General features: G+C 71.1%; 26 protein-coding genes and 1 pseudogene. 16 read left to right on the top strand and 11 right to left on the bottom strand.

The features are described from left to right. Positions 1-6 precede the first annotated feature (6 nt). From QCN29_RS07410 to QCN29_RS07400, 3 genes are all read right to left on the bottom strand, one after another. Entirely contained in the window at positions 7-426 is a 420-nt protein-coding gene (locus QCN29_RS07410) for a hypothetical protein (protein ID WP_318036699.1), read from the bottom strand. 166 nt (positions 427-592) lie between these two features. Then, positions 593-862 (bottom strand): hypothetical protein, encoded by a 270-nt coding sequence (locus tag QCN29_RS07405; protein ID WP_279926905.1) that lies wholly within the window; start codon positions 860-862, stop codon positions 593-595. A gap of 291 nt (positions 863-1,153) precedes the next feature. Then, positions 1,154-1,939 carry a hypothetical protein gene (locus tag QCN29_RS07400; protein ID WP_279926904.1) on the bottom strand — a complete coding sequence of 262 codons (786 nt, stop codon included), beginning with the start codon at positions 1,937-1,939 and terminating at the stop codon, positions 1,154-1,156. 87 nt (positions 1,940-2,026) lie between these two features. Here QCN29_RS07400 and QCN29_RS07395 point away from each other — a divergent pair, with 87 nt between their 5' ends. Next, positions 2,027-2,191 (top strand): hypothetical protein, encoded by a 165-nt coding sequence (locus QCN29_RS07395; protein WP_279926903.1) that lies wholly within the window; start codon positions 2,027-2,029, stop codon positions 2,189-2,191. A 167-nt stretch (positions 2,192-2,358) separates the two neighbouring features. Here QCN29_RS07395 and QCN29_RS07390 read toward each other — a convergent pair. The 8 genes and pseudogenes from QCN29_RS07390 to QCN29_RS07355 all read right to left on the bottom strand — a co-directional run bounded on the left by QCN29_RS07390 (position 2,359) and on the right by QCN29_RS07355 (position 10,734). Continuing rightward, positions 2,359-3,214, bottom strand: a pseudogene (locus QCN29_RS07390) (hypothetical protein). Positions 3,215-3,353: 139 nt separating this feature from the next. Beyond that, on the bottom strand, positions 3,354-4,868 hold the full coding sequence (locus QCN29_RS07385; protein WP_279926901.1) for a VirB4 family type IV secretion system protein: 1,515 nt from the start codon (positions 4,866-4,868) through the stop codon (positions 3,354-3,356). A 28-nt stretch (positions 4,869-4,896) separates the two neighbouring features. After that, positions 4,897-5,361, bottom strand: a complete 465-nt coding sequence (locus tag QCN29_RS07380; RefSeq protein WP_279926900.1) for a DUF6238 family protein — start codon at positions 5,359-5,361, stop codon at positions 4,897-4,899. Between the two features lie 133 nt (positions 5,362-5,494). Beyond that, positions 5,495-6,967 (bottom strand): SCO6880 family protein, encoded by a 1,473-nt coding sequence (locus QCN29_RS07375; protein ID WP_109296481.1) that lies wholly within the window; start codon positions 6,965-6,967, stop codon positions 5,495-5,497. Positions 6,968-7,048: 81 nt separating this feature from the next. Beyond that, complete coding sequence (locus tag QCN29_RS07370; protein WP_279926899.1) at positions 7,049-8,425, bottom strand: SCO6881 family protein; 1,377 nt, start codon at positions 8,423-8,425, stop codon at positions 7,049-7,051. A 36-nt stretch (positions 8,426-8,461) separates the two neighbouring features. Then, positions 8,462-9,157: a hypothetical protein gene (locus QCN29_RS07365; RefSeq protein WP_279926959.1), complete on the bottom strand. Its 696-nt coding sequence runs from the start codon at positions 9,155-9,157 to the stop codon at positions 8,462-8,464. After that, positions 9,154-9,468, bottom strand: a complete 315-nt coding sequence (locus QCN29_RS07360) for a DUF6112 family protein (RefSeq protein ID WP_064068923.1) — start codon at positions 9,466-9,468, stop codon at positions 9,154-9,156. Before QCN29_RS07360 ends, QCN29_RS07365 begins: the two co-directional genes overlap by 4 nt. 141 nt (positions 9,469-9,609) lie before the next feature. Then, positions 9,610-10,734 carry a C40 family peptidase gene (locus QCN29_RS07355; RefSeq protein ID WP_279926898.1) on the bottom strand — a complete coding sequence of 375 codons (1,125 nt, stop codon included), beginning with the start codon at positions 10,732-10,734 and terminating at the stop codon, positions 9,610-9,612. A gap of 508 nt (positions 10,735-11,242) precedes the next feature. On the opposite strand from QCN29_RS07355, the gene QCN29_RS07350 reads away from it, so the two are divergent. From QCN29_RS07350 to QCN29_RS07275, 15 genes are all read left to right on the top strand, one after another. Next, positions 11,243-11,998: a DNA-methyltransferase gene (locus QCN29_RS07350; protein ID WP_279926897.1), complete on the top strand. Its 756-nt coding sequence runs from the start codon at positions 11,243-11,245 to the stop codon at positions 11,996-11,998. A 248-nt stretch (positions 11,999-12,246) separates the two neighbouring features. Next, entirely contained in the window at positions 12,247-12,804 is a 558-nt protein-coding gene (locus QCN29_RS07345; RefSeq protein ID WP_279926958.1) for a DUF4913 domain-containing protein, read from the top strand. Beyond that, on the top strand, positions 12,801-13,283 hold the full coding sequence (locus tag QCN29_RS07340; RefSeq protein WP_279926896.1) for a hypothetical protein: 483 nt from the start codon (positions 12,801-12,803) through the stop codon (positions 13,281-13,283). Before QCN29_RS07345 ends, QCN29_RS07340 begins: the two co-directional genes overlap by 4 nt. 18 nt (positions 13,284-13,301) lie before the next feature. Beyond that, a complete protein-coding gene (locus QCN29_RS07335) occupies positions 13,302-14,003 on the top strand; it encodes a hypothetical protein (protein ID WP_279926895.1) in 702 nt (233 codons plus the stop codon). A 16-nt stretch (positions 14,004-14,019) separates the two neighbouring features. After that, positions 14,020-14,763 (top strand): hypothetical protein, encoded by a 744-nt coding sequence (locus QCN29_RS07330; RefSeq protein WP_279926894.1) that lies wholly within the window; start codon positions 14,020-14,022, stop codon positions 14,761-14,763. A 145-nt stretch (positions 14,764-14,908) separates the two neighbouring features. After that, complete coding sequence (locus QCN29_RS07325; RefSeq protein WP_279926893.1) at positions 14,909-15,262, top strand: SH3 domain-containing protein; 354 nt, start codon at positions 14,909-14,911, stop codon at positions 15,260-15,262. Positions 15,263-15,367: 105 nt separating this feature from the next. Then, complete coding sequence (locus QCN29_RS07320) at positions 15,368-15,850, top strand: hypothetical protein (RefSeq protein ID WP_279926892.1); 483 nt, start codon at positions 15,368-15,370, stop codon at positions 15,848-15,850. Positions 15,851-16,341: 491 nt separating this feature from the next. Continuing rightward, positions 16,342-16,752 carry a hypothetical protein gene (locus QCN29_RS07310; RefSeq protein WP_279926891.1) on the top strand — a complete coding sequence of 137 codons (411 nt, stop codon included), beginning with the start codon at positions 16,342-16,344 and terminating at the stop codon, positions 16,750-16,752. Between the two features lie 40 nt (positions 16,753-16,792). After that, on the top strand, positions 16,793-17,638 hold the full coding sequence (locus QCN29_RS07305; protein WP_279926890.1) for a winged helix-turn-helix transcriptional regulator: 846 nt from the start codon (positions 16,793-16,795) through the stop codon (positions 17,636-17,638). Then, positions 17,635-18,153 carry a regulator gene (locus QCN29_RS07300; protein ID WP_279926889.1) on the top strand — a complete coding sequence of 173 codons (519 nt, stop codon included), beginning with the start codon at positions 17,635-17,637 and terminating at the stop codon, positions 18,151-18,153. Before QCN29_RS07305 ends, QCN29_RS07300 begins: the two co-directional genes overlap by 4 nt. Then, entirely contained in the window at positions 18,150-19,385 is a 1,236-nt protein-coding gene (locus QCN29_RS07295) for an MFS transporter (RefSeq protein ID WP_279926888.1), read from the top strand. Before QCN29_RS07300 ends, QCN29_RS07295 begins: the two co-directional genes overlap by 4 nt. Before the next feature lie 36 nt (positions 19,386-19,421). Beyond that, positions 19,422-19,724 carry a hypothetical protein gene (locus QCN29_RS07290; protein WP_279926887.1) on the top strand — a complete coding sequence of 101 codons (303 nt, stop codon included), beginning with the start codon at positions 19,422-19,424 and terminating at the stop codon, positions 19,722-19,724. 49 nt (positions 19,725-19,773) lie between these two features. Then, complete coding sequence (locus QCN29_RS07285; RefSeq protein WP_279926886.1) at positions 19,774-21,003, top strand: ATP-grasp domain-containing protein; 1,230 nt, start codon at positions 19,774-19,776, stop codon at positions 21,001-21,003. Then, the gene (locus tag QCN29_RS07280) at positions 21,000-21,872 is read left to right on the top strand and encodes a DUF317 domain-containing protein (protein ID WP_279926885.1); all 873 of its coding nucleotides are present in this window, start codon (positions 21,000-21,002) and stop codon (positions 21,870-21,872) included. Before QCN29_RS07285 ends, QCN29_RS07280 begins: the two co-directional genes overlap by 4 nt. Before the next feature lie 30 nt (positions 21,873-21,902). After that, the gene (locus tag QCN29_RS07275) at positions 21,903-22,391 is read left to right on the top strand and encodes a hypothetical protein (RefSeq protein ID WP_279926884.1); all 489 of its coding nucleotides are present in this window, start codon (positions 21,903-21,905) and stop codon (positions 22,389-22,391) included. Positions 22,392-22,397 lie beyond the last annotated feature (6 nt).

The following is a 22,397-nucleotide window of genomic DNA, read 5'->3' as shown; positions in this document are numbered from 1 at the left end:
GAAGGGTCAGCGGCGGGCAGAGGTGCGGTGAGCGACCGAAGGCGAGGTGGGGGCGGGACGGGCCGGTGGCGCGGCGGCCGAGGCGGGGGCAGACCAGTGCGCCGGGTGGTTGCTGAACCGGGCGCGGGGGTCGGTGTCCCAAGCGATGACGGGACCGGCGGCGGCGTGCAGCACGCTGATCACTTCGATCCCGTGGGGGCGAAGGATGTACCCCCACTGCACGTCCAGATCGGCGGCGGTCTTCTCGGTGACCGCCATGCGGACCGGCGGGGAGCCGTCGGGGGTGACCAGGTGGTCCAGGGTGCTGCTGGACCACTGTTCACCGCCGGTCAGCGCCGAGAGGAACTCGGGCGGGGCACCGTCCAGGAGATCAGTGCCCAGCTCGTCCCATCCCACGGCGACGCCGTCCACGAGATGCCGCACCATGGCCTCGACGTCACGGCCGAACCGGTACCGGTGTGCGGCGAGGAGGATGGGCAGTTTCTCGCTCGGCTGGCCGTCGAGATGGACGTATATGCCGGTGTAGCCGGTCTCGGTGGGGCGGGCGATGAAGGAACCGGTCGACAGGAGGGGCCTCCAGGGCGTTTCAGGATCACCGGCTGGGTGCCGGGCCGGCGGGCGGAACGTGCGGCGGGGTCGGGGGGAGTGCCGTCGAGGCCCGTGCCGGGCCCGGCGGCGGGAGGTTCGGCGTCGGCGCCGGGTCGTACGCAGCGCGCAGAGTCCTGAGATCGGCCTCGTCCGCGATGGCCGCCACGGACAGGCTGCGGCTGGCCGCCTCCATCAGGAGCTTGGGCGGCGAGCCCTTCGCCGCGCCGCGGTGCTGGCCGCGCCACTGGGCGGTGGCGAAGAGGTAGTCGCTCACCGCCCGGAGTGCGGGTTCGGCGGCATCCAGAAGACGCTGGGTGACGGCGCTGACCTCGGCAGGGGTCTGGGCCGCGGCGAGCGCGGCCAGGTAGGGGGAGGGCGAGGTCAGGGCTGGGCAGGGGCTCGTCCGGCAGCGGATGCTCCGCGAGGAACGCTTCGGCGTCCCGCCTTGCCCACCGGAGCAGATCACCGCGGGTGGCGATGCCGTAGCGGGCGGCGGCGATCTGGTCGGCGTCGCGGCCGACGTTGTCGTACAGCTCGAAGTCGGGGTCTTGGGGCACGGGTCCTTCTAGACGGAGGTGCTGGAGCCAGCGGCCTTGGCGTCGGTGCGTCGGCAGCCGTAGCCCAGGAGGCTCGACGGCGCCGGCGCGCTCGGGACGGCGGCGATGTCGGTGCAGGTGAACGTGTAGGTGAAGGCGGGGCCGGGGCTGGTGCCGAGCCAGGCGCGGTCCTGCTTCTCCGGCACGATCCCGAGGCCCGGGGCGGTCACCGCGTCGTGCTGGGTGTGAGTGTGGGAGAAGATCACGAGTGCGCCCGTGGTGGTCTTCAGCGCGTAAGCGTCGGCGAACCGCGGGTCGGCGGAGGCGAAGCGTGTGGTGCCGCGCGGGCCGAACTTCCGGGTCGTCTCGTCGTGGACCTTGATCTGCCGCTGGGAGGCGTTCGACGGGCTGAAGACCTTCTTCCCGGTCGTCTCGCCTCCGGTGGCGAAGTTGTCGGTCACGGCGGAGCGAAGCACGCCGACCGGCGCGGCCAGGGACTGCGAGGCGGCGTCGACCGCGGTGGCGTACCCGTCCTTGTCGAGCTCGATCTTCGGGAGCTGCTTCGGATCGTCGATGTCGACGGTGGCGACCATCTCCCACTGCTGCTTGGACTGCGTACTCTCCGCCAGGATCAGGACGCGGGCGTACTGCTGCTGGCTGCCGGCCCGGGTAACGGCGGCGAACCACCGCTGCTGTCCGTCCTTCAGGCGTGGGATGTAGACGTCGGTGGCGGACAGGTCGTACGACCACGCTCGGTACGGCTCACGATCGGTCTGGGGCAGGGCCTCGTCCTGCTTGATGTCGGCCAGCGACATCGCGTATCGGGGCCCGCCTCGACGGTGTCGAGAAGGGCGTGGTCCTGGCTCTGGTGAGCGAGGTTGTTGGTCTTCGAGTAGTGGGCGATGGCCTCGCGCGCCTGCGCCTGGGTCAGCGAGGGAACCGGGGTCGGCTTCGGCGCAGTGCTGGCCGTGGAGGTCTGCTTGGACTCGGCGGTGTCGCTGTCGTTGGTGCAGCCGGTCAGGGCCAAGGAGGCAGCGACGGCACAGGCGATCAGCGGCAGGGCGTGACGGGTGATGCGGATGGGGACTCCAGTGGTGCTCGGGCGGGCAGGCCGGCGCGTCCGGGTGGATGTGGCTGCCGTTGCGGCGGGATGAGGGACGAGGCGCGGTCACCGACGCAGAGCGCGACCACGTCGGGTGCACCGGCCCGCCTCGCGGCGAGGTAGCCGCGGGCGTCAGCGTCTGTGCCGCGGCTGTGCTAGCGGGAGGACAGGCAGGGGGAGGGGTGAGGTACGGGGCGGGGCCGCTGAACGCGGGGGTGCTGGTGGTGGGGTATGCAGCGCCCGCATTCGGTCCTCGGCGACGTGCAGGACTTCCGCGAGGTTGCGGATTTCGGCCGCGGCGTCGGCGAGGTCGTACGACAAGTCGAAGCCGTCGTCGTGCTCGGCTTCCTTGGCCTTCTCCCCGGCTGCTTCGAAGAACTCGCCGAGCCGCTCCAGCAGGCCGTCGGTCGGATCCAGGATCTGGTGCAGCATGGCGGCTGCGTCCGCATGCGACTCGGTCCCGTTGAGCCGGTCGGTGAGAGCGAGGAGGGCGTCGCCGTAGTCGTACGCGGGGGTGCGGTCCGCGCTGTGGGAGAAGTCCGGAGACTCCTGTGCGTGGGGCTGTGAGGCTGTGGACACGAGCGGGCCTTCGGTGGACGAGCGAGAAACGGGCAGCAGACCGAGCTGGGTGAGCCGGTGATCGATGGCCTCGATCACGTGGGTGGCGCTGCCGCCGTTACGTGTTTCGGGCCGGTCAGGGGCACAAGGGTCGGTCGATGGGGTGGAGTCGTAGATCACCTCGAACAGGGCATGGTCTTCGGGGTGTTGGCGAGTCACGATCCATCCCTCGGGGTTCCCCGGTGGACGGTCGGAGGAGGGCTCCTGCGGCGGGCCGACGATCAGGTAGCTGCCGTCGGGGAGCGCGACGCGCACGATGTACGTGCTGAGTCCGAACTCGATGTCGCACGCACTCCAGCCCGCGCTGCCGCAGGGGCGTGGTGATGTGCGCGTGACGACGCCACAGCTCCTGCCACCAGGCGGTGTTCACGTTGCGGTGGTCAGGAAGTGGAGCGAGCGAAGCCGCGACAGACGTGCGGCGGGTACTCGGATCGGAGGTGTCCGGGGTGTCCTCACCGTCACCGTCGCGAGGAATCAACTCACGCTGGATGTTGGGATCCATGTGCCTCTCAGTGCATGCGGGCGTCGGTGTCAAAGAGCGCCAGCTCGTGGCTGTGCAGGAGGTGCTGCACGATGAAAGATCGTCCGGCGACCTTCCACAGGCCCCTGCCGCGGTTGAGATGTGCGATGGCGTCCATCTCGACGGAGGTCAGGCCGAGCAGGGAGGCCGCGGCCTGGAGCTGGTCGGTCTCCTGGCGGTAGATGATGCGGGTGCTGCAGTCGGCGAGGAGGCCCTCGGCGAGAGCGCGGCCTTGTGATCCGGCGTCGCCGGCGGTGAGCAGGTCGGACAGCCGGTGGATCACCATCAAGTTGGCGATGCCCAGGCCGCGGCTCAGCTTCCATTGGGCCTGCATGCGCTGCAGCAGGCCGACGTGCCGCATCAGGCGCCACGCCTCGTCGTAGACGATCCACCGCCGGCCACCGTTCGGGTCGGAGAGGGCGGACTCCATCCAGGCGGAGGCGCACGTCATCGCCAGGACCAGCGCCGTGTCGTCGCCCGAGCCGCCGAGCCGGGACAGGTCGATCGTGAGCATCGGCGCGTTCGGGTCGAAGGTGATGGTGGAGGGGGCGTCGAACATGCCGGCCAAGTCACCGTGGACGAGGCGGCGCATCGCGTGGGCCAGGTCACGGGCCGCGTCGCCGAGCTGTCCCGACACCATCCCAGCGGCCTCATCCAGCGCGCCGGAGTTGTTGAGGGTGGCGGCGACGTCACCGAGGAGCGGCGTGCGACCGGTGGCGGCGGCGCGCGTGACGACGGCGTCCAGGGCGATGTCCAGGGCCGTGTGCTCCATGGGCATCAGGTCCCGGCCCAGAACCGTCCGGGCCAGGGAACCGAGCAGGAGAAGACGCCGTTTGCGGATCTCACCGACCCAGTCGGCCTCCGCCACACTGACCGGGCGCGGAGCCGCGTCCAGCGGGTTCAGCCTGCCGGGCAGCCCGGGCCCAAGGGCCACGGACCGTCCGCCGAGGGCTTCCGCCACCGGTGTCCACTCGCCCTTGGGGTCACACGGAACGTAGACCCGGTACCCGAAGGCGACCGAGCGCAGCGCGAAGCTCTTGGCCAGGGCGCTCTTGCCCTGGCCGATGACGCCGGCCAGCAGGATGTTCGGGTTGGTGAACCCCTCGACCTTGCCGTACAGCGCGAAGGGGTCGAAGACGAAGGACGCCTCGGCGTGCACGTCGCGGCCGATGTAGATGCCCTCGGCGCCGAGGCCGCCTTCGGCGAGGAACGGGTAAGCACCGGCGGCCACGGCGGTGGTCATGCGGTGTGCGGGGAGCTTCAGCCGGTTCCTTCGGGCGGAGGCGGGGCCGGGGCGTCCGCTCGGGGGGTAGAGCGCGGCGGGTGTCTCGTGCTCAGTGGAGCTGTTCTCGGCCTGGTGGGCGCTGGCTTCGGCGCGGGCCTTGGCGGTGGCTTCGGCGAGCTGGCGGCGGGCGGCCTTGCGGCTGGCCCGGTCGGTTCCGTGGGGAGTGAACAGCGGAGAGGCGGAAGCGCGACGGGCGCGGCGGGCGGGCCGGTGGCTCATCGGGGGCCCTCGATTCTGCGGGTGGTGCTCATCGCGCGCAGGCCGTGGTGTGCGTGCGGAGGTCGGTGGGGGTGGTCTTGCGCCGGATGATGTGACCGGCGGCGAGGTGGCGCTGGCAGATGGTCAGCACGGGCGGCCCCTCGGGCAGCCGTTCCGGATGGCACGCGCTGGCCTCGGCGCCTTCTGCCGCTGCGTTGCTGGGCAGCAGGTGGAAGGCGGAGTGGATCTCGGCGGTGGCCTGCCACACGCGGGTGTGTGCGGTGGCGAGGTGGCGGCCGGCGGCGGGGTGCGGTGGCCGGGTGGTCTCGGCGAGCCGGTCGAGGAGCTGGTGCAGGGCGGTGAGGTGGGCGTGCAGCACGTCAAGGTGCAGGCGGTCCACCGGCGCGGGCGAGGTGGCGTCCTGCCGTGCCAGAGCACGGGTGTGGTGGCGGACTCCGGCGCTCGCGGCACGGAGGTAGGGGTGCGCGTCTTGTGGACGCGTGGGAGGGGTCAAAGGTGGTGGTCCTTCCTGCCGAAAGGCAGGGGCGGCAGGCAGCGGTTGCTCTGCCGCGGTGTGATCGAGAAGGGACGGTTCAGGATTCTGACCATCGGGCACCGCTCGCTGCTGGCGAGAAAGTGGGGCCAGGTCACAGGGCTGTGCGGGCGAGCGGCAGCGCGGTGAGGGTGAAGGCGTCGGGCTGCTGGTAGTTGAGCCGTCGCAGGTCAACGCCCGAGGTGACGGCGCTGGTCTCGATCTGCGCGCAGGCCGCGTCGAGGAGGGCGTCGGTCTCGGCCGTGACGGTGACCAGGCCGGTCAGGGCCACGTCCGCGTGCCCGGCGATGAGCTGGCGCTCTCGCATCTTGACGTCGGCGTACTCGACGGAGTCTTCCTCGCTGTCGACCTGCCCCCGGCGGGCTCGCTCGTTCGCGTCGGCGATGATCGCGGCCTTTTTCCGCTGGACGTCCCGCAGCGCAGACTCGAGCCCCTGGGGCGCGTATATAAGGGACAGGCTGCGCCGCACTCCGGCCGTGAACATGATCCCGTGCAGGAAGCCCGCGCCCATTTCGGTCCTCGGCCAGTTCTCCACCCAGTACGTGGCGTGGCGGGCGGAGTCGGTGGCCAGCCGGTCGTACTCCTCGACCTGGACGACGGGCCCGGCGGCTGCGGGGTCCGCCTCGGCGCGGCCGGTCTCGGACCACTGCTGGAGCGCGGCGAGGGCCTTGGGGTCGTAGGCGGTGCGGATGACGGCGGCGATCTCCCGCGCGGTCAGCCAGCCGGTGACCATGAGTCCGGCGTTCCGGGCGGCCTGGGCGATGGACGCGGTGGTCTGCTCCATGACGGTGAACGCGCCCGGCAGCCCGCCGCCGGCCTGGCTGATCAGGCGCTTGGCGGCCTTCAGGTCGAGGGAGATGGCGAGGTAGGTCTCGTGCGGGGCGGCGGCGGGGCCGGCCGAGGCGACGAGTTCGGAGTAGATCTGTCCGGCGACCGGGGTCTGGGGCTGCCCGTTCTGGGTCCAGTGGCGGGTGAGGGTGTCGCCGCTGTCGGGGACGGTGCGCTCCAGGACCTGCACGGTGGCGATGTGCCCGCTCCGCGCGATGCCCGCCAGGGCCCGTCCCCAGCTGGCCACGTTGTGGTTCTGGGTGGCGGGGTCGAGGAGGGCGAAGGCACGGCTGCTGACGCGGGCGATGGCGGTCAGGGTCTGCCGGTGCGGGTCGTGCACGGCCGCGGCGCCGTTGGCCGAGTCGCCCGGGGTGACCACCTTGAGGGAGGCGGCGGTGCCGGGCAGATGAAGGACGCCTTCCTGCCGCGGCCGGGTGACGGGCCGGGCGAGCCAGAGCGTCTGGCCGGAACGCCGGCGCTGGGCGAAGCGCGTGACGATCGGTGCCCAGTCGACCAGGGAGCGGCCGTGCCGCCGGATCGCGACGAGAGCACCCGACGCGGCCCATAGCGGGGTCAGGACGACGGCGCCGAGCAGCCCGGTGGAGAGCACCGTCATCAACAGCAGTGCGAGCGTGCACGACACGAGGACGAGTTGAGGGAGGGAGAGGCCGAGGAGGATGCCGCGACGGGACCGGTGCGGGAATTTCACCGTGACCGGGGCGACGGAAAGGTCAGTCATGGGGCGGGTCCTGGAGGCGCGGGTGGGGACCCGGGAGCGGGGCGCGAACGTACGTCCCGCCCCCGGGAAGCGGGCAGAGGATCAGAGGCCGGACGGGGGCGGGAGCTGGCCAGCCGTTCCGCTGGTCGTGGAGTCCTGTGAGCCGGAGGTGGGTGGTGCGCCCTGGGGCGGCGGGGTCGGGGTGGGGGGAGCGGACTGCCATCCGCCGCCCTGCCCGGACGCAGCGCTCGGTCCGGACTCACCCGGGCCAGGAGTGCCGCCCACCTGGCTGCTGGTGTCGTCGGAGACGTTCGTCGGCGGGGGCTGGACGGCCTTCTCCAGGCCGGACTTGAGGGCATCGCCACCGGGCGAGACGCCCGTACCGCCGCCTTGCGCGTCTTCCGTGCCACCGCCTCCACCGGTCGGGTGGGAGGCGATGTCGCCGGGGAAGCCGCCTCCGCCTGCGGCGTCGGGGCCTTGGGGAGCGGCGCTCGCTCCGGCTGCCGCGCCGCCGGTTCCGGCGGTGGCGGCTGCCGCCGCGGCCTTGCGGGTGGCGTTCTCGGCGTGTGCCTTGGCGACTTGGGCTCCGGCGCCGCCGGCGCGGTGGATGGACTCGCCGTCGGTTCCGTCGGCAGCCCAGTGCACGAATTTGAACACCGCGTACGGGCACAGCAGCACCAGGACCATGATCACGATGCCGGACATGACGTCGGCGAGAGCGCCGATGCCGTCCTTGGCCTCGGTCTTGCCCATGGCGGCGATGCCGAGCACGAAGATCACGGTCATCAGGAGCTTGGAGACGACGAGGGTGGCGGTGGCTTCGATCCAGCCCTTGCGCCAGCGGCGTGCGACCTCCCAGCCGCCGCCGGCGCTGGCGAAGATCGCCAGGGTGACCATGACGAGGATGCCGACCTTGCGGACCATCATCACGCACCAGTAGAGGAAGGCGCCGATGGCGGCGCCGAGACCGGCGACGACCGGGACGAGCCAGCCCAGTCCGGCCAGGGCGCCGATCTGGCTGACCTTGACGATGCGGCGTACGGCCGACTCGATGTCCAGGCTCGCGGCCTTGAACAGGCCGTCGGAGATCGCGTCGACCACTTCGACGGCGACCGTGGTGAAGGCGATGGCGCAGAAGGCGAACAGGACGCCCGACATCGTGCCGGTGAATGCCTGGGTGAGGGCTTGGCCGTCGCGTCTGATGGCGGCCCGGACGAGCTGTGCGCAGAACGTCGCGACCAGCAGGACCAGGCCCAGCGGCAGCAGCATCTCGTAGTTGTCGCGGAACCAGCCGGCGTTCAGGTCGACCTTGGTGGTGGTGTTGACGGCCTTGGCCGCCAGGTCGGCAGCAGCGGCGGCCAGTTCACCTGCCGACTTCGCCATCCAGTCGCCGATGGCCTTGCCGGGATCCGAGGCGAAGTCGACCGCGTCGCCGACGGCGCACAGCTTGTCTGCCAGGGGGAAATCGCAGAAACCCACGGGAGGTTGCCGCTCCTCTCTTGTGTCAGGCGCGGGTCACTGCGTGACGCTCGGAGCGATGGCGGCCAGGGCGCAGTCGTGGTTGGGCCGGCACTGCACGGCCAGGGTCACGGCGCGTTCTTCGGCTCCGCCGCCGCCCTTCTTCCAGGCGATCTGCTGCTTGCCGTTGACGGTGACGACGTAGATGTACGCCTTGGTGATCGCGGAGGGATCCTCGGCGAGGGCCTGCTTGAACGCGCCGGGGTAGTGGCCTTCGGTGACGCTGGCGGTGGCGTGCTGGTCCTGGTCGGCCATCCGCGACCAGAGGACCGGATCCGGGACTTGGCCGGAGACGGACGCCCAGTCGGCGTACTTGATCTCCTTGGTCATCCAGGTGTGCATGCCGGCGAGCTGCTGGTCGCGGCTGGTGTTGCGGGTGTCGTAGGACCACAGCATCTGAGCCACGGCCTTGGCGTAGGCGACCGGTTCGGCGATCTGCGGGGGCTTGGGCACCGATCCCGATCCGGCAGTCGGCTTCGGGGCGGCTTCGGAGGAGGACGGGCTGCTCGCCGTCGGCGCGGGGGCGGCGTGGTCCGGACCCTCGTGGCCGTTGCCGTTCCCGCTGAGCCACGCGACGGTGGCGGCTGCGGCGAGCAGGACGGTGACGACCAGAGCGACGATCGCGATCCGCTTGCTGGCCGACCAGCCGATGCCGTACGAGGACAGGGAGAGTGAGGGGAATCGTTTCATCAGTGGACCTGCGAGCCGAGGGCCGAGAAGAACGCGACGATTCCGTTCGCGGCGCCCAGGCCGAGAGCGGCGCCCGCGGCGACGACGGCGCCCTTCTTGCCGTTGGCCTCGGCCTGGTGGCCACCGGTGTGGTGGCCCCAGGCCCACACGCCGAGGGAGACGGCGAGAGCACCGACGACGGCGATGATCCCGAACATGTTGATCGAGTTGACGACGTTCTTCAGCACGGCGAGGCCGGGCAGGCCGCCGCCCGCGGGGGTGATGCCGGGATCGAAGGCGAGCTGGATGACGCGGTCTGCGAGAGGGAGGGGCATAGGTGTGGCGAGGCTCCTTGCGAACGCAGGCCAGGCGAGGGGCCGGCGGGAAAGGGGGAAGCGGAGGGGGAGGCGCGCTCGGAGCGCGGGAAGTGGCCGCGTCGGCGGCCCGCCCGGAGCGGTGTCCGGGCGGGAGCGGCGTCAGAGGACGCGGCGGGCGGCGAGGATGTCCCAGTCCTTGATCGGAGTGATCCGGACGGGCTTTCCGGTGCGCGGGGCCTCGATCACGAGGCCCTCGCCCATGTACATGCCGACATGCTCGGGGCGGCTCGCGGTGCCGCGGCTGAAGATCAGGTCACCGGGCTGGAGGTGGCTGGGGGAGACAGCCTTGCCCTCGTTGACCTGCGTGTACGTGGTGCGGGTGAGGGTGATGCCGGCGTGGGCGTACGCCTGCTGCATCAGCGAGCTGCAGTCGCAGCGGCCCATCGGGTCGGGGCCATGCGCGTCGGTGCAGCTGCCGCCCCACTGGTACTGCGTACCGAGCTGGTGCATCGCCCAGTCGAGGGCCTTACGGGCCTTGGGGTCGGCATCCTTGGGGATCTTGTATCCCTTCGGGACGCTGCCCTCGGGGATGCGGCCGAAGCCGGATCCGTCCTTGGCCGGAGTGCAGCCGGGGTTGGTCTCGGTCTCCTTGCCCTCGTCCGGTTTCTGGTCGTTCTTGCCGGTGCTCGGGAAGGTTTTGGCGATGGCCGACTGGAGCGCGGTAGCGAGGTTCTCCCATTGCGCGTACGCGTCCGGGTAGCCGGACGCCTGCACGGCTTGGGCGGCCTGGGTGACGGTCATCTGCTGCCAGCCGTCCACCTCGAGCAGAGCCTTGTAGAAGCGCTCGCTCGCGTAGACGGGATCACGGATCTGCTGGGCGGTGCCCCAGCCCTGCGAGGGGCGTTGCTGGAACAAGCCGAGCGAGTCCCGGTCTCCGTAGTTCAGGTTGCGCAGCCGCGACTCCTGCATCGCCGTGGCGAGCGCGATGATCTGGCCCTTCTTGGGCACGTCGAGGCTGAAGCCGGTAGCAACGATGGTCCGCGCGTTGGGAACTTGCTCGGCGGGCAGATCCAGGCCCTCGATGTGAACGTCCTTGCCGGACGCGCCGTCGAGGATGTCGGTGACGTGCTTGGCGACCTCGTCGGAGTCGATATCGGTCAGGCACCCGCTGAAAGAGCCGGAGGTCTGCACGGCTTCGGCGGAGGAGGCCGTGATCATGGCCGTTCCGGCGAGCAGGAGTGGGGAGAGGAAGACGACGCCGATGCCGGCGGCGACCGCCTTCAACCGGCGCGGACCGCTCGTACGTCAGCGGTTTCGGGCATGGGTGGGGAGCAGGGCGTCATGAACGTGTCCTTCGGGGTGCGGTGTCCGGCGTGCCGCGTGCGCGTGGCGTATCGGAAGGCGCGGCAGCCGGGGTGGGCGATCGGGAGGCCGGTGCGGGCGAGTTGCCGCTCGCTCCGCGTGGCCGGGTCGTGAGCTAGGTGTGCCGGGGCAGGGGGTACCTCCGTGAGGCGTGGTGGGGGAGTAACCAGCGGCGGTGTGCGCCGGGCGGTTCAAAAACAGTAGGCCCCGATCGGCGGCTGACCAAAAAGTCGGCACGAGGTGCCGAAATCCGGCACCTCAGCACCGGACTTCTTGGTCGTCGGCGCATTCACCCCTACAGTTTTTGAACTCCCCTCGCCCTCCTCGGTCTGCGGCCCGGGCTTCTTCGTGCCCAATTCCGGCCTGCGAGGACTCGTATGCGAGACGGGAGTGTCCCTCCACGCCTTCACACCCGAATTGGGGCCCCTCTTTGCCTTTTTCCCTGCACCAGGGCGACGCTCTCAGCGTCCTCGCCGGCCTGCCGGACGACTACGTCGACTCCGTCATCACCGACCCGCCGTACAACAGCGGTGGCCGGACCGCGAAGGAGCGCACCACCCGCTCGGCGAAGCAGAAGTACACCTCCGCCGACGCCCAGCACGCCCTGCCGGACTTCACCGGCGAGAACATGGATCAGCGCAGCTACGGGTTCTGGCTGACGCAGATCATGACCGAAGCCCACCGCCTCACGAAGACCGGTGGCACCGCGCTGCTGTTCACCGACTGGCGACAGCTCCCTGTCACGACGGACGCGATCCAGGCGGCCGGCTGGCTCTGGCGCGGCGTGCTGGCCTGGCACAAGCCGCAGGCCAGGCCCCAGAAGGGCCGGTTCACACAGAACTGCGAGTTCATCGTGTGGGCCTCCAAGGGTGCGATCGACGGCTCCCGCAACCCCGTCTACCTGCCCGGCCTCTACAGCGCCTCACAGCCGTCGGGGGCGAAGCGCCAGCACATCACGCAGAAGCCGGTCTCGGTCATGCGCGAGCTGGTCAAGATCAGCCCCGAAGGCGGCACGGTGCTCGACTTCTGCGCCGGCTCCGGCTCGACGGGCGTCGCCGCCCTGCTGGAGGGCCGCGACTTCATCGGCGTGGAGAAGACCGAGCACTACGCGTCCATCGCAGCCGACCGGCTCACCGAGACGGTCCGCGAAACCCTCACCCAGGACGACGTGGTCCTTTCCGCCTGAGGCCGCAACCGCGCTTCCCAAGCGCATTCCGACGCCTTTTCCAGCCCTGGGCGGCATTTCGCCGTGGCGCGAGCAGTCCGTCTGCCGGTCCGCTCATCGCTACTTTTCGCTTTCCCTGTTCCCGCCCCTCGTAGGAGGCCACGCGTTCCATGTCTGAATCCGTAGAACCCTCGGACCGTGGGGAGTTGGAGCCGGTGCGTATTCCGGACCCCCATCTGGAGGGAATCGAGGCGAGCGTCCGCAGGCTGATGGAGCAGTCTGCTCAGCACACCCAGCAGCTCGACCATCTCGCCTCCGCTCCGCCCCCGGGCGGGTCACCGTTCGCGGCGTTCGGCATGCCGGGGCTCGGCGGACCGCCCCCGACAGCTCCGCCGGAACCACGCCCGATTCTGGAACTCGACGGCGAGGAGCGCGAGGACGAGCTCGACGCCTTGTCCGACTGGGTCGACGACTTCTTCCTCCCGGTATACGGCTCGGAGGTCACCACCGCGGCACCTTGGTGCCTGCAGTGGCAGGAGCACGACGACGTCGTTGCATGGCTTCACGCCCTGTGGCTCGCATATCAGCAGCACAAGGACCCCGAAGCCGGGCTCTCCGGCCTGTTCGTGTGGCACCGGGACTTCCTCACCCACGCCATCGCGGCGATCCGCGCGCCGGGTGGTCCGCTGTCGGCCTGCATGACGTCACCCGAGCGTCCCGCCCACCGGATCCTCCCGGGCCCGCCTCCCTCAGCGCGTACGGAGAAGGCGACGGCGAGTGCGGCGGAGGCGGCCGGGCCCCCTGAGCCGGACGAGCCGACGTCGTGAACGGCGGGCAGCAACCGGCTTTCGGCCTGAGCTTCGACCCCCGAGCCCTGACCGATCTCCTCCAGGCGCCCAGCGACATCCGCGATCTCACCCTCGCCTACCTGCAGGAAGTCGTGAACGCGCAGCGCTTCGGGCTCCGGCTCACCGGCGACCTGGAGGGCTACCGCAAGCTGTTCGTGGACTCCCGCAAGGACTGGCGCGTCGTCTACGGCGTCCGCCCGGCGCCCGCCGAGTCCATGCACCAGCGGGAGATCCACGTCGTCGCGGTCCGGCCACGTGCGGGCAACGACGTCTACGACGAGGTCGGCCGCCGCCTGGGGATGACCCGCCGGCCGCTGAGCGCCCGCACCCACGCGGCACGCTCCCGCTCCCCGCAGCTCACGACCCGCGGCCCCGCACCGCGCTCCGCTCCGCTTCCCTCCGCGCTGCCGGGCCTGCCTCGTCCCGCACAGATCCCTTCGCACCACCACGCCCGCTGAACGACGGAGCCCCTGCCTATGCCCCCTGACCCCGCGCCGGCAGCAGTCCGGCGTGTGGTGTCCCCACTCGACCATCGCATCGAAGCCGTCACCGGCCATGATGTCGACACCCTGGGGGCGTTCCGCGACCGCGGCGTCCTCGACGAGCCCCATGCCCACCTGGTCGACCGGCACCGCGAGCTGGCCCGCGCCGAGACCGGCGTGACCTTCTACCGCGTCCTCCTCCACCGTCTGTCCAGCGGTGAGTTTCCCGTCGATAGCGCTCTGCTCGCGCGCATCGACCGAACCGTGGACCAGATGGAGGAAGCCGCCACCGCCCGCGACGCCGCTGTCCCGAAGGTGATCGCCGCCCTGGAGCCCATCGAGACTGCCGCCGCAACGACCCCGGCACCCGGTGAAAAGTCGCTGTCGACCGCCGATCAGGCAGCGCTGCTTGCCATCGCCGGCGGCGCCAAGCTCCACGAGCACCTCCTGACCGGCCGGATGTCCGTGACCACTGCCTCCGGCACCCGCATCCCCTACGCCGAGCTACAGCTGCTGGAGAGCGCCGGCCTGGTCTCCCGGGATACCCGCCACCCCGTGCACGCTGGCCAACCCGTCGCACTGACCGATGCCGGCCGCGCCGCCTTGTTCGCCGCGCGCCGGCCGCCCACGACCCAAGTGCCGAAGCCCCTGGCCCGCCCTGGCGCCTGGCCGTCCACCCCAGCACGGCGGCTCTGAACTCCCCGAAAGGCCCTTGTTGTCCCCCAGCGAACCGGCACCCGCCCGAAAGCCCCTGCCCGCAGTCGAATTCGACGTGGACGACCTCGACGCCGACGAAGAAGTCTCACTCGAGTTCTACCGTCAGGTCGAAGTGCGGTCCGACATGCTGGTCCCCCTCGCGGAACACCACACCGGCGTGCACAGCTACTACGTGCTGTTCGACCGCACCGCCACCTGGGGCCACCCCGGCATGCCGCAGTACGTCGCCGTGCACCTGCTACGTGACCAGGAAAAGGAGACGTTCACCTTCGAGAAGGAGCTGCTGCCGCTGTCAGTGATGGCGCAGTCCTGGCTGATCCACCGCGGCTGCCCGGCTGGCGCCATCACCCTCAACCCCGAACTGGGCCCGCCGCCGGCGGACGAGGCGACGCGGGCGCTGGAGCAACGCCTCGCAGGCGACGGCGACCACTACGCGATGGGCTACTCCTACAGCCGCGACGACCCGGACGACATGGTCACCGTCGTGGCACTGCGCGCGCTCGACGAGCGAGCCGCCTCCCCGTTCCGCGTCGTGGTCGAGGAAGTCGACACCGACGCGTGGACCCACACCCTGCGCGAGGGTGGTTTCGCCACGGTCGAAGAGGCCCTTCAGTGGTGCAACGACCGGCTCACCGGCGAGGCCGGCCCTCTCCCGCCGGTCCGCCCGGCCGCGTCATTCACCCGCCCGGCTGCCCTGCCGAAGGCCCCCGCTCCACGCCCGCCCGGCCGCTCGCGCTGAATACCGGGGCGACCGGCGCGGCGAAACATAGCCGACGATCGCCGGTTAGCCAAACCGGCGATTCTCCGGACTCTTATACAGCCGCCGGGACAACCCCGCGGCACCTTTCCCCGCAATGCCTATGGCTCATGGAGGTTTCTTCCGCATGCGCTCCACCCGAATTGCCATATCCGCTGCGATGGTCGGCGCACTCGCTCTGCCGGTGCTGTCCGCCACCGCCGCGAGTGCGGCCCCCGTCGCCACCGTGGCAACTGCCGTGCCGACGAGCAGCTGCTCGTCCCTCCCGCCGCTCCCGTACGAGGTGCACACGAAGGCCGTGACCATCCGGTCCAAGGCCACCACGAAGTCCACCGCCCTCGGGGTGCTCTACCGCAGCCACAAGTTCACCGTGCACAAGAAGAGCGGGAACTGGCTCTACATCACGGACAAGACCACCGGCGTAAAGGGCTGGGTCTCCGGCACCTACGTCTACCGCGACGTCCGAATGTGCCTCAGCTGACAGCCCCACAGCGATAACCGGGCTACTCGATATCCGAGTTGCCCGACCTCCTGTCGATTCCCTGCCCCTGAAGTTCCAGGTGTCGCCTTCCGGAAGGAGTTCCCCTTGTCCGACGACATACCCGATGGCACTGAGGATGTCGTGGGTGTGCTCACCGAACGGATCGAAGCCCACTTCGGAATGGGCATCGAGCAGTTGAGGGCCGCAGTCACCCTCAAGCCGACCGCGAACCCTGACGCCACCGAGATCGTTAGGTGGCATGGCCTTCTCGTCGACTCCCAGGCTGTGCTCGACCGAGCGGAGGACGACCTCCTCGCCGCGCTGGAAACGCAGCCCAGTGAGGTCGACGACCCGACGATGGACCTCGCCCAGCGCGTCAACGCGGCCGTCACCGCACGCGACGGCCGGGCCCTGGTCGTGCGGTGGCTTCTCGATCCGCACGCTCCGGGGAAGAAGGACCTCGCTGCCGAACGCCTGGCCCGTCTCCATCGCGCAGTGCGCAAGGGCCCGGCGGTGCAGACCAGCGCTCCGCACCGCCCCGCGGTCGCGCCGGCGTCGGTGCCGCGAGCGGGAAGGGGCGTGCTGTGAGCGTCCGGCTCAAGTCCAGCACCGTGGACGGCAGGCTGCAGGAAATCTTCGGCGCCCCGGTCGCCGAGCTGTACACGACGGCTACCGGGCTTGACGTCCCTCCCGCGCTGACCCGCGCCCTGGAGCTGCGCTCCTTCCTCGCCCTGGCCGAGGAGCGGGTCGCCCGGGTCCGCGACCGCGTGCACGAGGCGATGGCCCCCGACCGGGACATGGGCGAGCTGTCGGCCGCTGACCTCCGCTTCGATGCGCAGTGGCTGGAGGCGGCGCTCGATGCCCGCGACGGCTACCGCGCCGCGCTCGGCGAGCTGCTGCGCACCATGCCTCCGCCNCGCTCGGCGAGCTGCTGCGCACCATGCCTCCGCCCGACCGGCAGCCCCGCCCCGTCCGTACGGCGCAGCCGATGGTCGCCGCCGTCCTGCCCCCGTCGCCCGCCGCCCCGGCACCCGCGCGTGCCGGGGCGGCGAGGGCCCGCCGACCGTGAAAGTCCCCGCGTGCACCACTCGACGTCCACCGAGATAGCCGGACGGATCGAGGACCTGTACGGCGCACCGCTCGCCGAGCTCGAAGCCCACGCCCAGGACCATCCGCCCGGCATGCTCTCCGCCCTGCTCGGCATGCACGACGACCTCACCCTCGCCGAGCGCAGCATCGACCTCCACCGCGACCGCCTCGCCCAGCTCATCCATCCCGAGCGGCAGATCGGCGGACACGAGGTCTCCCACCTTCTCGACGGCGCCCGCAGGCTCGCCGAAGCGGTCGCAGTCCGCGACGTCCAGGCCAAGTCGGTCTTCGCCGTTCTCCAGAGCCTTGCCCGCGTCCCCGCGCCTGCACCGCCCCCGGCCACCACGCCAGCTGTACCCGCCCCGCCCGTCCCGGCCACGCGCCCTGCCCGAGGCCGCTGACCCGCGGGCATCCCCCTTCACTCACCCAGGAGTTCCTCCCTTGGCCATCACCGGTCTGCCCCCTGACACCGACGCTGACATCGCGCGGGTCACCGAGGCGCTCGCCATGATCACTCCGCGATGGAACGTGCGGATCCTGCTGGCCCTGTCCGGGCCGCCGCTCCGGTACAGCGACCTGGCGGCCAAGGTGTCCTGGCTGCAGAACGGCCAGCTCCACCCCAAGCTCAAGTCACTGTGCGACGCCGGCCTCGTCCAGCGCACCGAACACACCTCGCGACACGTCACCTACGGACACACCGACCGCGGCACAGCCTTTCTGCCAGTGCTGCCGACGATCGTCACCTGGGCCGATGGGCACCTGGAGAAGGCGGACCGCCCGCTGCCCGCGATCGAGCAGATCGAGGACAGCCTCACCCTGCTCACCCGGCGGCACGCCGCCGCCATCCTCTGGGTGCTCAAGCAGCGCGGGGAGGTCAGCGGCCGGGCGCTGGCCAGGATCATCATGCCCAGCAGCGACTGGACCAACATCTACCCGCCGCTGCGGCAGCTCGTGGCCGACGGCCTGGTCGACACCGAGGGCATAGGCCAGCCCTACCGCCTGTCCGTGGCGGGCGACGGCCTGGGGCCCGTCTTCGGCGCCCTGTCCGCGTGGTCCGCCGGGCACCCCCTCACCCATGCTGCCCAGCACCCGGTCTGGGGGCGCCCGGGGACCGCGCCCGCGCCGAAGCCATGGGTCAGCAACGTGTCCCTGCCGGCTCCCACAGCCTCGTCGGCCGCCCGGGCTGCAGGTGCCTCTCGCCCGACGTGGCAGACCCGCGACCTGTTCTCGCACACCACGACCGCCCGCCCGAAGGCGGCGCTGACGGCGGGAGGTCCGCGCCGATGATCGCCTCCTTCACTCCGGCCGAACTGCGCAACGCCCTCGCTCTGCTGTCCTCGCCGGGCCTGATCCGGCTGATCACCGAGATCGACGACAACGGGCCGATCCCGCCGAGAAGGCTCGCCAGCACCCTCGCCGACCTTTCGGCGCACCACCTTCGCCGGACCAGCCACGTTGCCCGCGTGCACGGTCTCGTCCGGGTCGCACCCGGCGTCGGCCTTGCCCTCACCGAGGCCGGCTCGGAGCTGGCCGACTTCTACGACGCCACCGCCCGCTGGGCCCGGCGCCACGCCTACCCCACCCGCGTCTGCGACTTCACCAGCCGCCTCCAGCACTCCCTCAGCCTCCTGGCCCCCGCGCTCCTCGCCGACCGTACCGATGGCTCCCGACGTCGAGCGGGCGTGGACCTGCCCAGTGCCGAGGCCGCAATGGATCTGGCCCACCCGCGCGCTCTGCTGGTCCAGTGGCTGAACGCCAACCGGCAGGTCACCGTGCTCCTTGAAGCAGAGCTGGTCGCGTGAGCGGAGGTGTCACCCCCCGGCACGCCCACCACACCGGGGGACTGCTGCGCAGCATCTACCTGCCGCGCACGGTGGACGCCCTTGCGTTCGCCATGTCCACCTACGGCATCCCGCTCCTGGTGCTGGTCACCACGCGCTCCGCGGCGTTGACGGGCCTGGCGTTCGCCCTGGAGTGGGTGCCCAGGTTGGCAGCGTTCGGGTGGGCCGGCGGAATTGTTGACCGGCGCGGGGCATCGGTTGTCTTCTTCCTCGCCTCCCTCGGCCGCGCGCTGGTCGTAGCCGTCGGCGTGATCCTTCTGTACCTCCACCCGTCCGGCGCCGTGGCGAGCGTGACGGTGATGGCGCTCGCGGCCACCACGGGCGTGCTTACCGAGTTCAGTTACATCGCGGCCGAGACCGCGGGCGCAGCCGCCGGCCGCCGAGCGGGTGGGCGGGCCCACCGTGTTCAGGCCGTGCTGCTCGGGATCGACCAGACCGCCACACTGGCCGGCCCGGCACTGGCAGGTCTGCTGCTGCTCGCCGGACCTTGGCAGATGCTCGCGGTGATCACGGTGTTCTCGCTTCTCGCCGCGCTGCTCGCGCTGCGCACACCGCCGTCGCCGGTCACCCCGGCCCGCGCAGCGAAGGGCCAAACGAGTGCGGGGCTGCTCACCGGGTGGCGGACCATTCGGTCTCTGCCCGCGCTCGGCTGGCTCGTGACCGGCCTGACCCTGTCCAACCTCGCCATCGGCTTCCTCCAGGCGGCCGGTCCGGTGATCGTCGTCCACCACTACGGGCAGTCGGCCACGGCTGTCGGCCTGGTCTGGTCTGCCGCTGCCGGAGCGACGCTCCTCAGCGTCACGCTGTGCCGGTTCGCGATCGACCGCCTGGGACTGTGGCCGGTCGGCGCCGCCTGCGCCGCCTTCGCTTCCCTCGCCACCCTCGCCGCCGCACAGGCCCCCGACTACCTGTCCTACCTGGTCCTGGTCGCGGTCCTGATGGCCGCAGAGGGCGGCATGACGGTCGTCCTGCGCACGCTGCGCTCCCGCCTGATCCCGCCGGAGAAGTTCGGCAGCACCTTGTCCGCCACCATCCTCATCCTCCTGCTGCCCTTCCCCGTCGCCGGCGTGCTCACCGCGATCACCCCGCCCTACGCGCTGGGCCACGTCATCACCGCGTGCGCCGTCCTGCAGGCCCTCGGACTGATCCCGGCCTTCACCCGCCTGCGCACCGATCCCGCCCTGCGCACCTGACCCCCCGCGCTTCCCCAGCTTGTGGAGAACTTCCCCATGCCCGTTGCCTGCTCCAGGGTGAACCGTACGAGCGGTCGCACCATCACCGAGAAGTTCCACGCCTTCGACGCGCGGCACCCGCACGTCTACCGCGCGCTGGAGCGCATGGCCGCCCGTCGCCTTGCCGCCGGCGCCACGCGCGTCAGCCTCAAGGATCTCTTCGAGGACTTGCGTCGACAACTCCCGTACGGCGTGCCCGGGCTGAACAACAACTTCACCGCCCTCTACGCCAGGAAGCTGATCGCCGCGCATCCCCACTGGGCCAGCGCGTTCGAGCTACGCCGCCGCCGTGCCGGCTGACAGCCCTCTTTTCCCGTCCTGCCATCCAACGATCCGGAGAACTCCTTCTTTGTCCGCTCGCCCCCTCGTGCTCGTCGTCGCTTCCGGCGATGAGACCTATCGCGGCTACTGCCTTGAGCAGGTGGCCGCCGCGTACGACGTCGTCCTGCTGACCGGCGCCGAGCCGTCATGGGAGAAGCCGTACATCGTCGACCACGCCGTCGTCGACCTCCACGGCGACGCCGCGCTGCTCGCCGCGGGCCGGGCTCTGGCGGCACGCCACGAACTCGCCGGCGTTGTCACCTGGCAGGAGTGGCACCTCGTCTCCACCGCCCGCCTTGGCCGCGTGCTCGGTCTGCCCGCGAACTCCCTTGAGGTGATGCGGGCCTGCCGCAACAAGGCCACCGCCCGTACGCTGTTCGCCCGCCACGGCGTGCCGTCGGCCGCCTCGCTGAAGGCCCGCACCCTGTTGGAGGCACGACGGGCGACGGCCGTCATCGGCTTCCCCGCCGTCATCAAGCCCGCCGCGTTCGCCGGCAGCATCGGCGTGATCCGCATCGACCGCCCCGAGGAACTGCCCGCCGCCTTCGAGTTCGCCTCCGCCGAAGCAAGCCAGAGCCGCGAGGACACCGGTGTCCTGGTCGAGGAGTACCTCGACGGCCCCGAGGTCTCCGTCGAGTGCGTCACCCACCGCGGTGAGACGACCGCCGTCGCCGTGACCCGCAAGAGCCTCGGGCCCGCCCCGTACTTCTACGAGACCGGACACACCGTCGATGCCACCGACCCGCTCCTCGCACAGGTCGCCCCCGTCGCGGCGGCAGCCGTCAAGGCCGTGGGGATCACCGACGGCGTGCAGCACGTCGAGATGCGCCTCGTGGATGGCCAGCCGCGGCTGATCGAGGTCAACGCACGCATCGGCGGCGACATGATCGGCCACCTCGTCCGCCTCGCCACCGGCATCGACCTGCCGAAGGCCGCCGCCGACCTCGCCTGCGGCCGAACCCCGGACCTCACCCCGATCCGCCGCCAGGCCGCAGGCATCCGCATGCTCTACCCCGCCACCTCCGGCACGCTCACGGATCGGCAGCTCAACCAGCCGTACGCCGCCCACACCCCTTGGCTGCGGCAGGTGCAATGGATGCGACAGGTCGGCGACCCGCTCCTCCTTCCACCCGAGGGCGACCTGCTCACCGCCCGCGCCGGGTTCTACATCGTCACCGGCCGCGACACCGCCGAGGTCAACGAACGCCTCGACACGGCCGCCGAAGAGATCACCGTAACCACGCGGGCGGACCGATGAGCCACCAGCCCGACCCGCGCCACGACATCGACGGAGACGTCTATGTCTCGCCGCGCTACCTCGCCTCCACCACCGGGATCGGCGACCCCGCCCTCGCCCCGCTCCTCGACCTCGGCTGGGACCTCCAGCACGACGAGGACGGCAACGTCTATGTCAGCGCCCCCGACCGGCGCGTACGCCTGGGCTACCTGCCCGAAGGCGAGGACGACGGGCTCTGGCGCATCAACGCCTACCGCGATCCGTTCGGCCCGCCGACGTGGGGCGTCTGCTTCAACGACCGCACCCCCACCGAGTTCGTGTCCGCCTTCACCACCGCTCTCGCCACGGCGTACGAACAGGGGCCGGATGCCTACCTCGCCAGGCCGGCCGCCGGGACGGACGAGCACGATCCCTTCCTCGCCGTCGTGCCCCTCCTCAAGCAGCGCTGGGAGATCGACCGGCCCCGCTGGGGCGTCTTCGCGGTCCACTCCCCGGACGGGCTCGCCGGTATGGAGTTCACCACGGGTGACCTCGACCCGGAAGCCGAACTGACCACCCGCGACGCCCGCTGGCAGTTGTGGGCGGGAAAGTCCGCCGACAGGCCCGTCTGGTACGCGACGGCCAGCACAGACACCCCCGTCGCCCTGCTCACCGCCGTGACGCAGTGCGTCTCCGACCCGGCCCCGCTGCCCCGTTGGCGTCAGGACACGCTCAGCTATATCAAGGGCATGGCCCAGCTCACCCCCATCCTTCCGCCCGAGCCGTCGGCCCCCACCCCACTCGACGTCCAACGGGCTGCCGCAACACGCCGCCCGGCCGCGTTCCCCGCTCCCAGCGTCCCGCGCTGGAGCACCACCAGCCGCCCGGCCCTGCGCGGCCCACGCCGATAACAACCGCTCGACCTCGACCGGAGCCCCTTCTTGGCCCTGCAGGCCCCCGAGTTCTTCGCCGAACTGTGCCTCCCGTTCCACGAGAGCACCGTCGTGGGCAACACCTACTACGCAACCCCCGTCCCCGGCGCACCACTGCGGCTGCGGATCACTTTCACCGGAACCATCCACGCGGACACCTACGGCGGCCTGCGCCTTGCGGTCCTCCACGCGGACCGGGGCGAGATCGATGCGGTGGCACTCAGCTTCGAGGACCACGGCACCTTCCACCGCCGGGACGAAGCGCACAACACCCGAAGTGGCACCAAGCAGTACGCCACGTTCGACAAGTACCACCGCCCCGGCCGGCCACCGTGGGAGGGCGCCGTCACCACCGGGCTGCGCGATGCCATCGAGCAGTACAGCGCCGTCTGGTTCCCCGGCGCGTGGACCGCGTCCGCGCCGAGCCGCGCTGCGGGCAGGACCGCCCACAAGGCTCCCGCCCCGCCAGTCACCCGCAGTGGTGGCCGCGCCCGCTGAACCTTA

This window comes from Streptomyces chengmaiensis (genome assembly GCF_029846775.1).
GTDB lineage: Bacteria > Actinomycetota > Actinomycetes > Streptomycetales > Streptomycetaceae > Streptomyces > Streptomyces chengmaiensis.
The sequence above is the reverse complement of the archived record's forward strand: the minus strand, read 5'-3'. Positions and strand labels throughout refer to the sequence as shown.

What these genes read in the sequence shown, in the direction of transcription:
- QCN29_RS07325 (WP_279926893.1), top strand. Translation starts at nt 14,909, where the DNA reads ATGCGCTCCACCCGAATTGCCATATCCGCTGCGATGGTCGGCGCACTC.
- QCN29_RS07360 (WP_064068923.1), bottom strand. Translation starts at nt 9,468, where the DNA reads ATGCCCCTCCCTCTCGCAGACCGCGTCATCCAGCTCGCCTTCGATCCC.
- QCN29_RS07290 (WP_279926887.1), top strand. Translation starts at nt 19,422, where the DNA reads ATGCCCGTTGCCTGCTCCAGGGTGAACCGTACGAGCGGTCGCACCATC.
- QCN29_RS07280 (WP_279926885.1), top strand. Translation starts at nt 21,000, where the DNA reads ATGAGCCACCAGCCCGACCCGCGCCACGACATCGACGGAGACGTCTAT.
- QCN29_RS07400 (WP_279926904.1), bottom strand. Translation starts at nt 1,939, where the DNA reads ATGTCGCTGGCCGACATCAAGCAGGACGAGGCCCTGCCCCAGACCGAT.
- QCN29_RS07410 (WP_318036699.1), bottom strand. Translation starts at nt 426, where the DNA reads ATGGTGCGGCATCTCGTGGACGGCGTCGCCGTGGGATGGGACGAGCTG.
- QCN29_RS07345 (WP_279926958.1), top strand. Translation starts at nt 12,247, where the DNA reads ATGGAGCAGTCTGCTCAGCACACCCAGCAGCTCGACCATCTCGCCTCC.
- QCN29_RS07385 (WP_279926901.1), bottom strand. Translation starts at nt 4,868, where the DNA reads ATGAGCCACCGGCCCGCCCGCCGCGCCCGTCGCGCTTCCGCCTCTCCG.
- QCN29_RS07335 (WP_279926895.1), top strand. Translation starts at nt 13,302, where the DNA reads ATGCCCCCTGACCCCGCGCCGGCAGCAGTCCGGCGTGTGGTGTCCCCA.
- QCN29_RS07375 (WP_109296481.1), bottom strand. Translation starts at nt 6,967, where the DNA reads ATGACTGACCTTTCCGTCGCCCCGGTCACGGTGAAATTCCCGCACCGG.
- QCN29_RS07395 (WP_279926903.1), top strand. Translation starts at nt 2,027, where the DNA reads ATGGCCTCGCGCGCCTGCGCCTGGGTCAGCGAGGGAACCGGGGTCGGC.
- QCN29_RS07300 (WP_279926889.1), top strand. Translation starts at nt 17,635, where the DNA reads ATGATCGCCTCCTTCACTCCGGCCGAACTGCGCAACGCCCTCGCTCTG.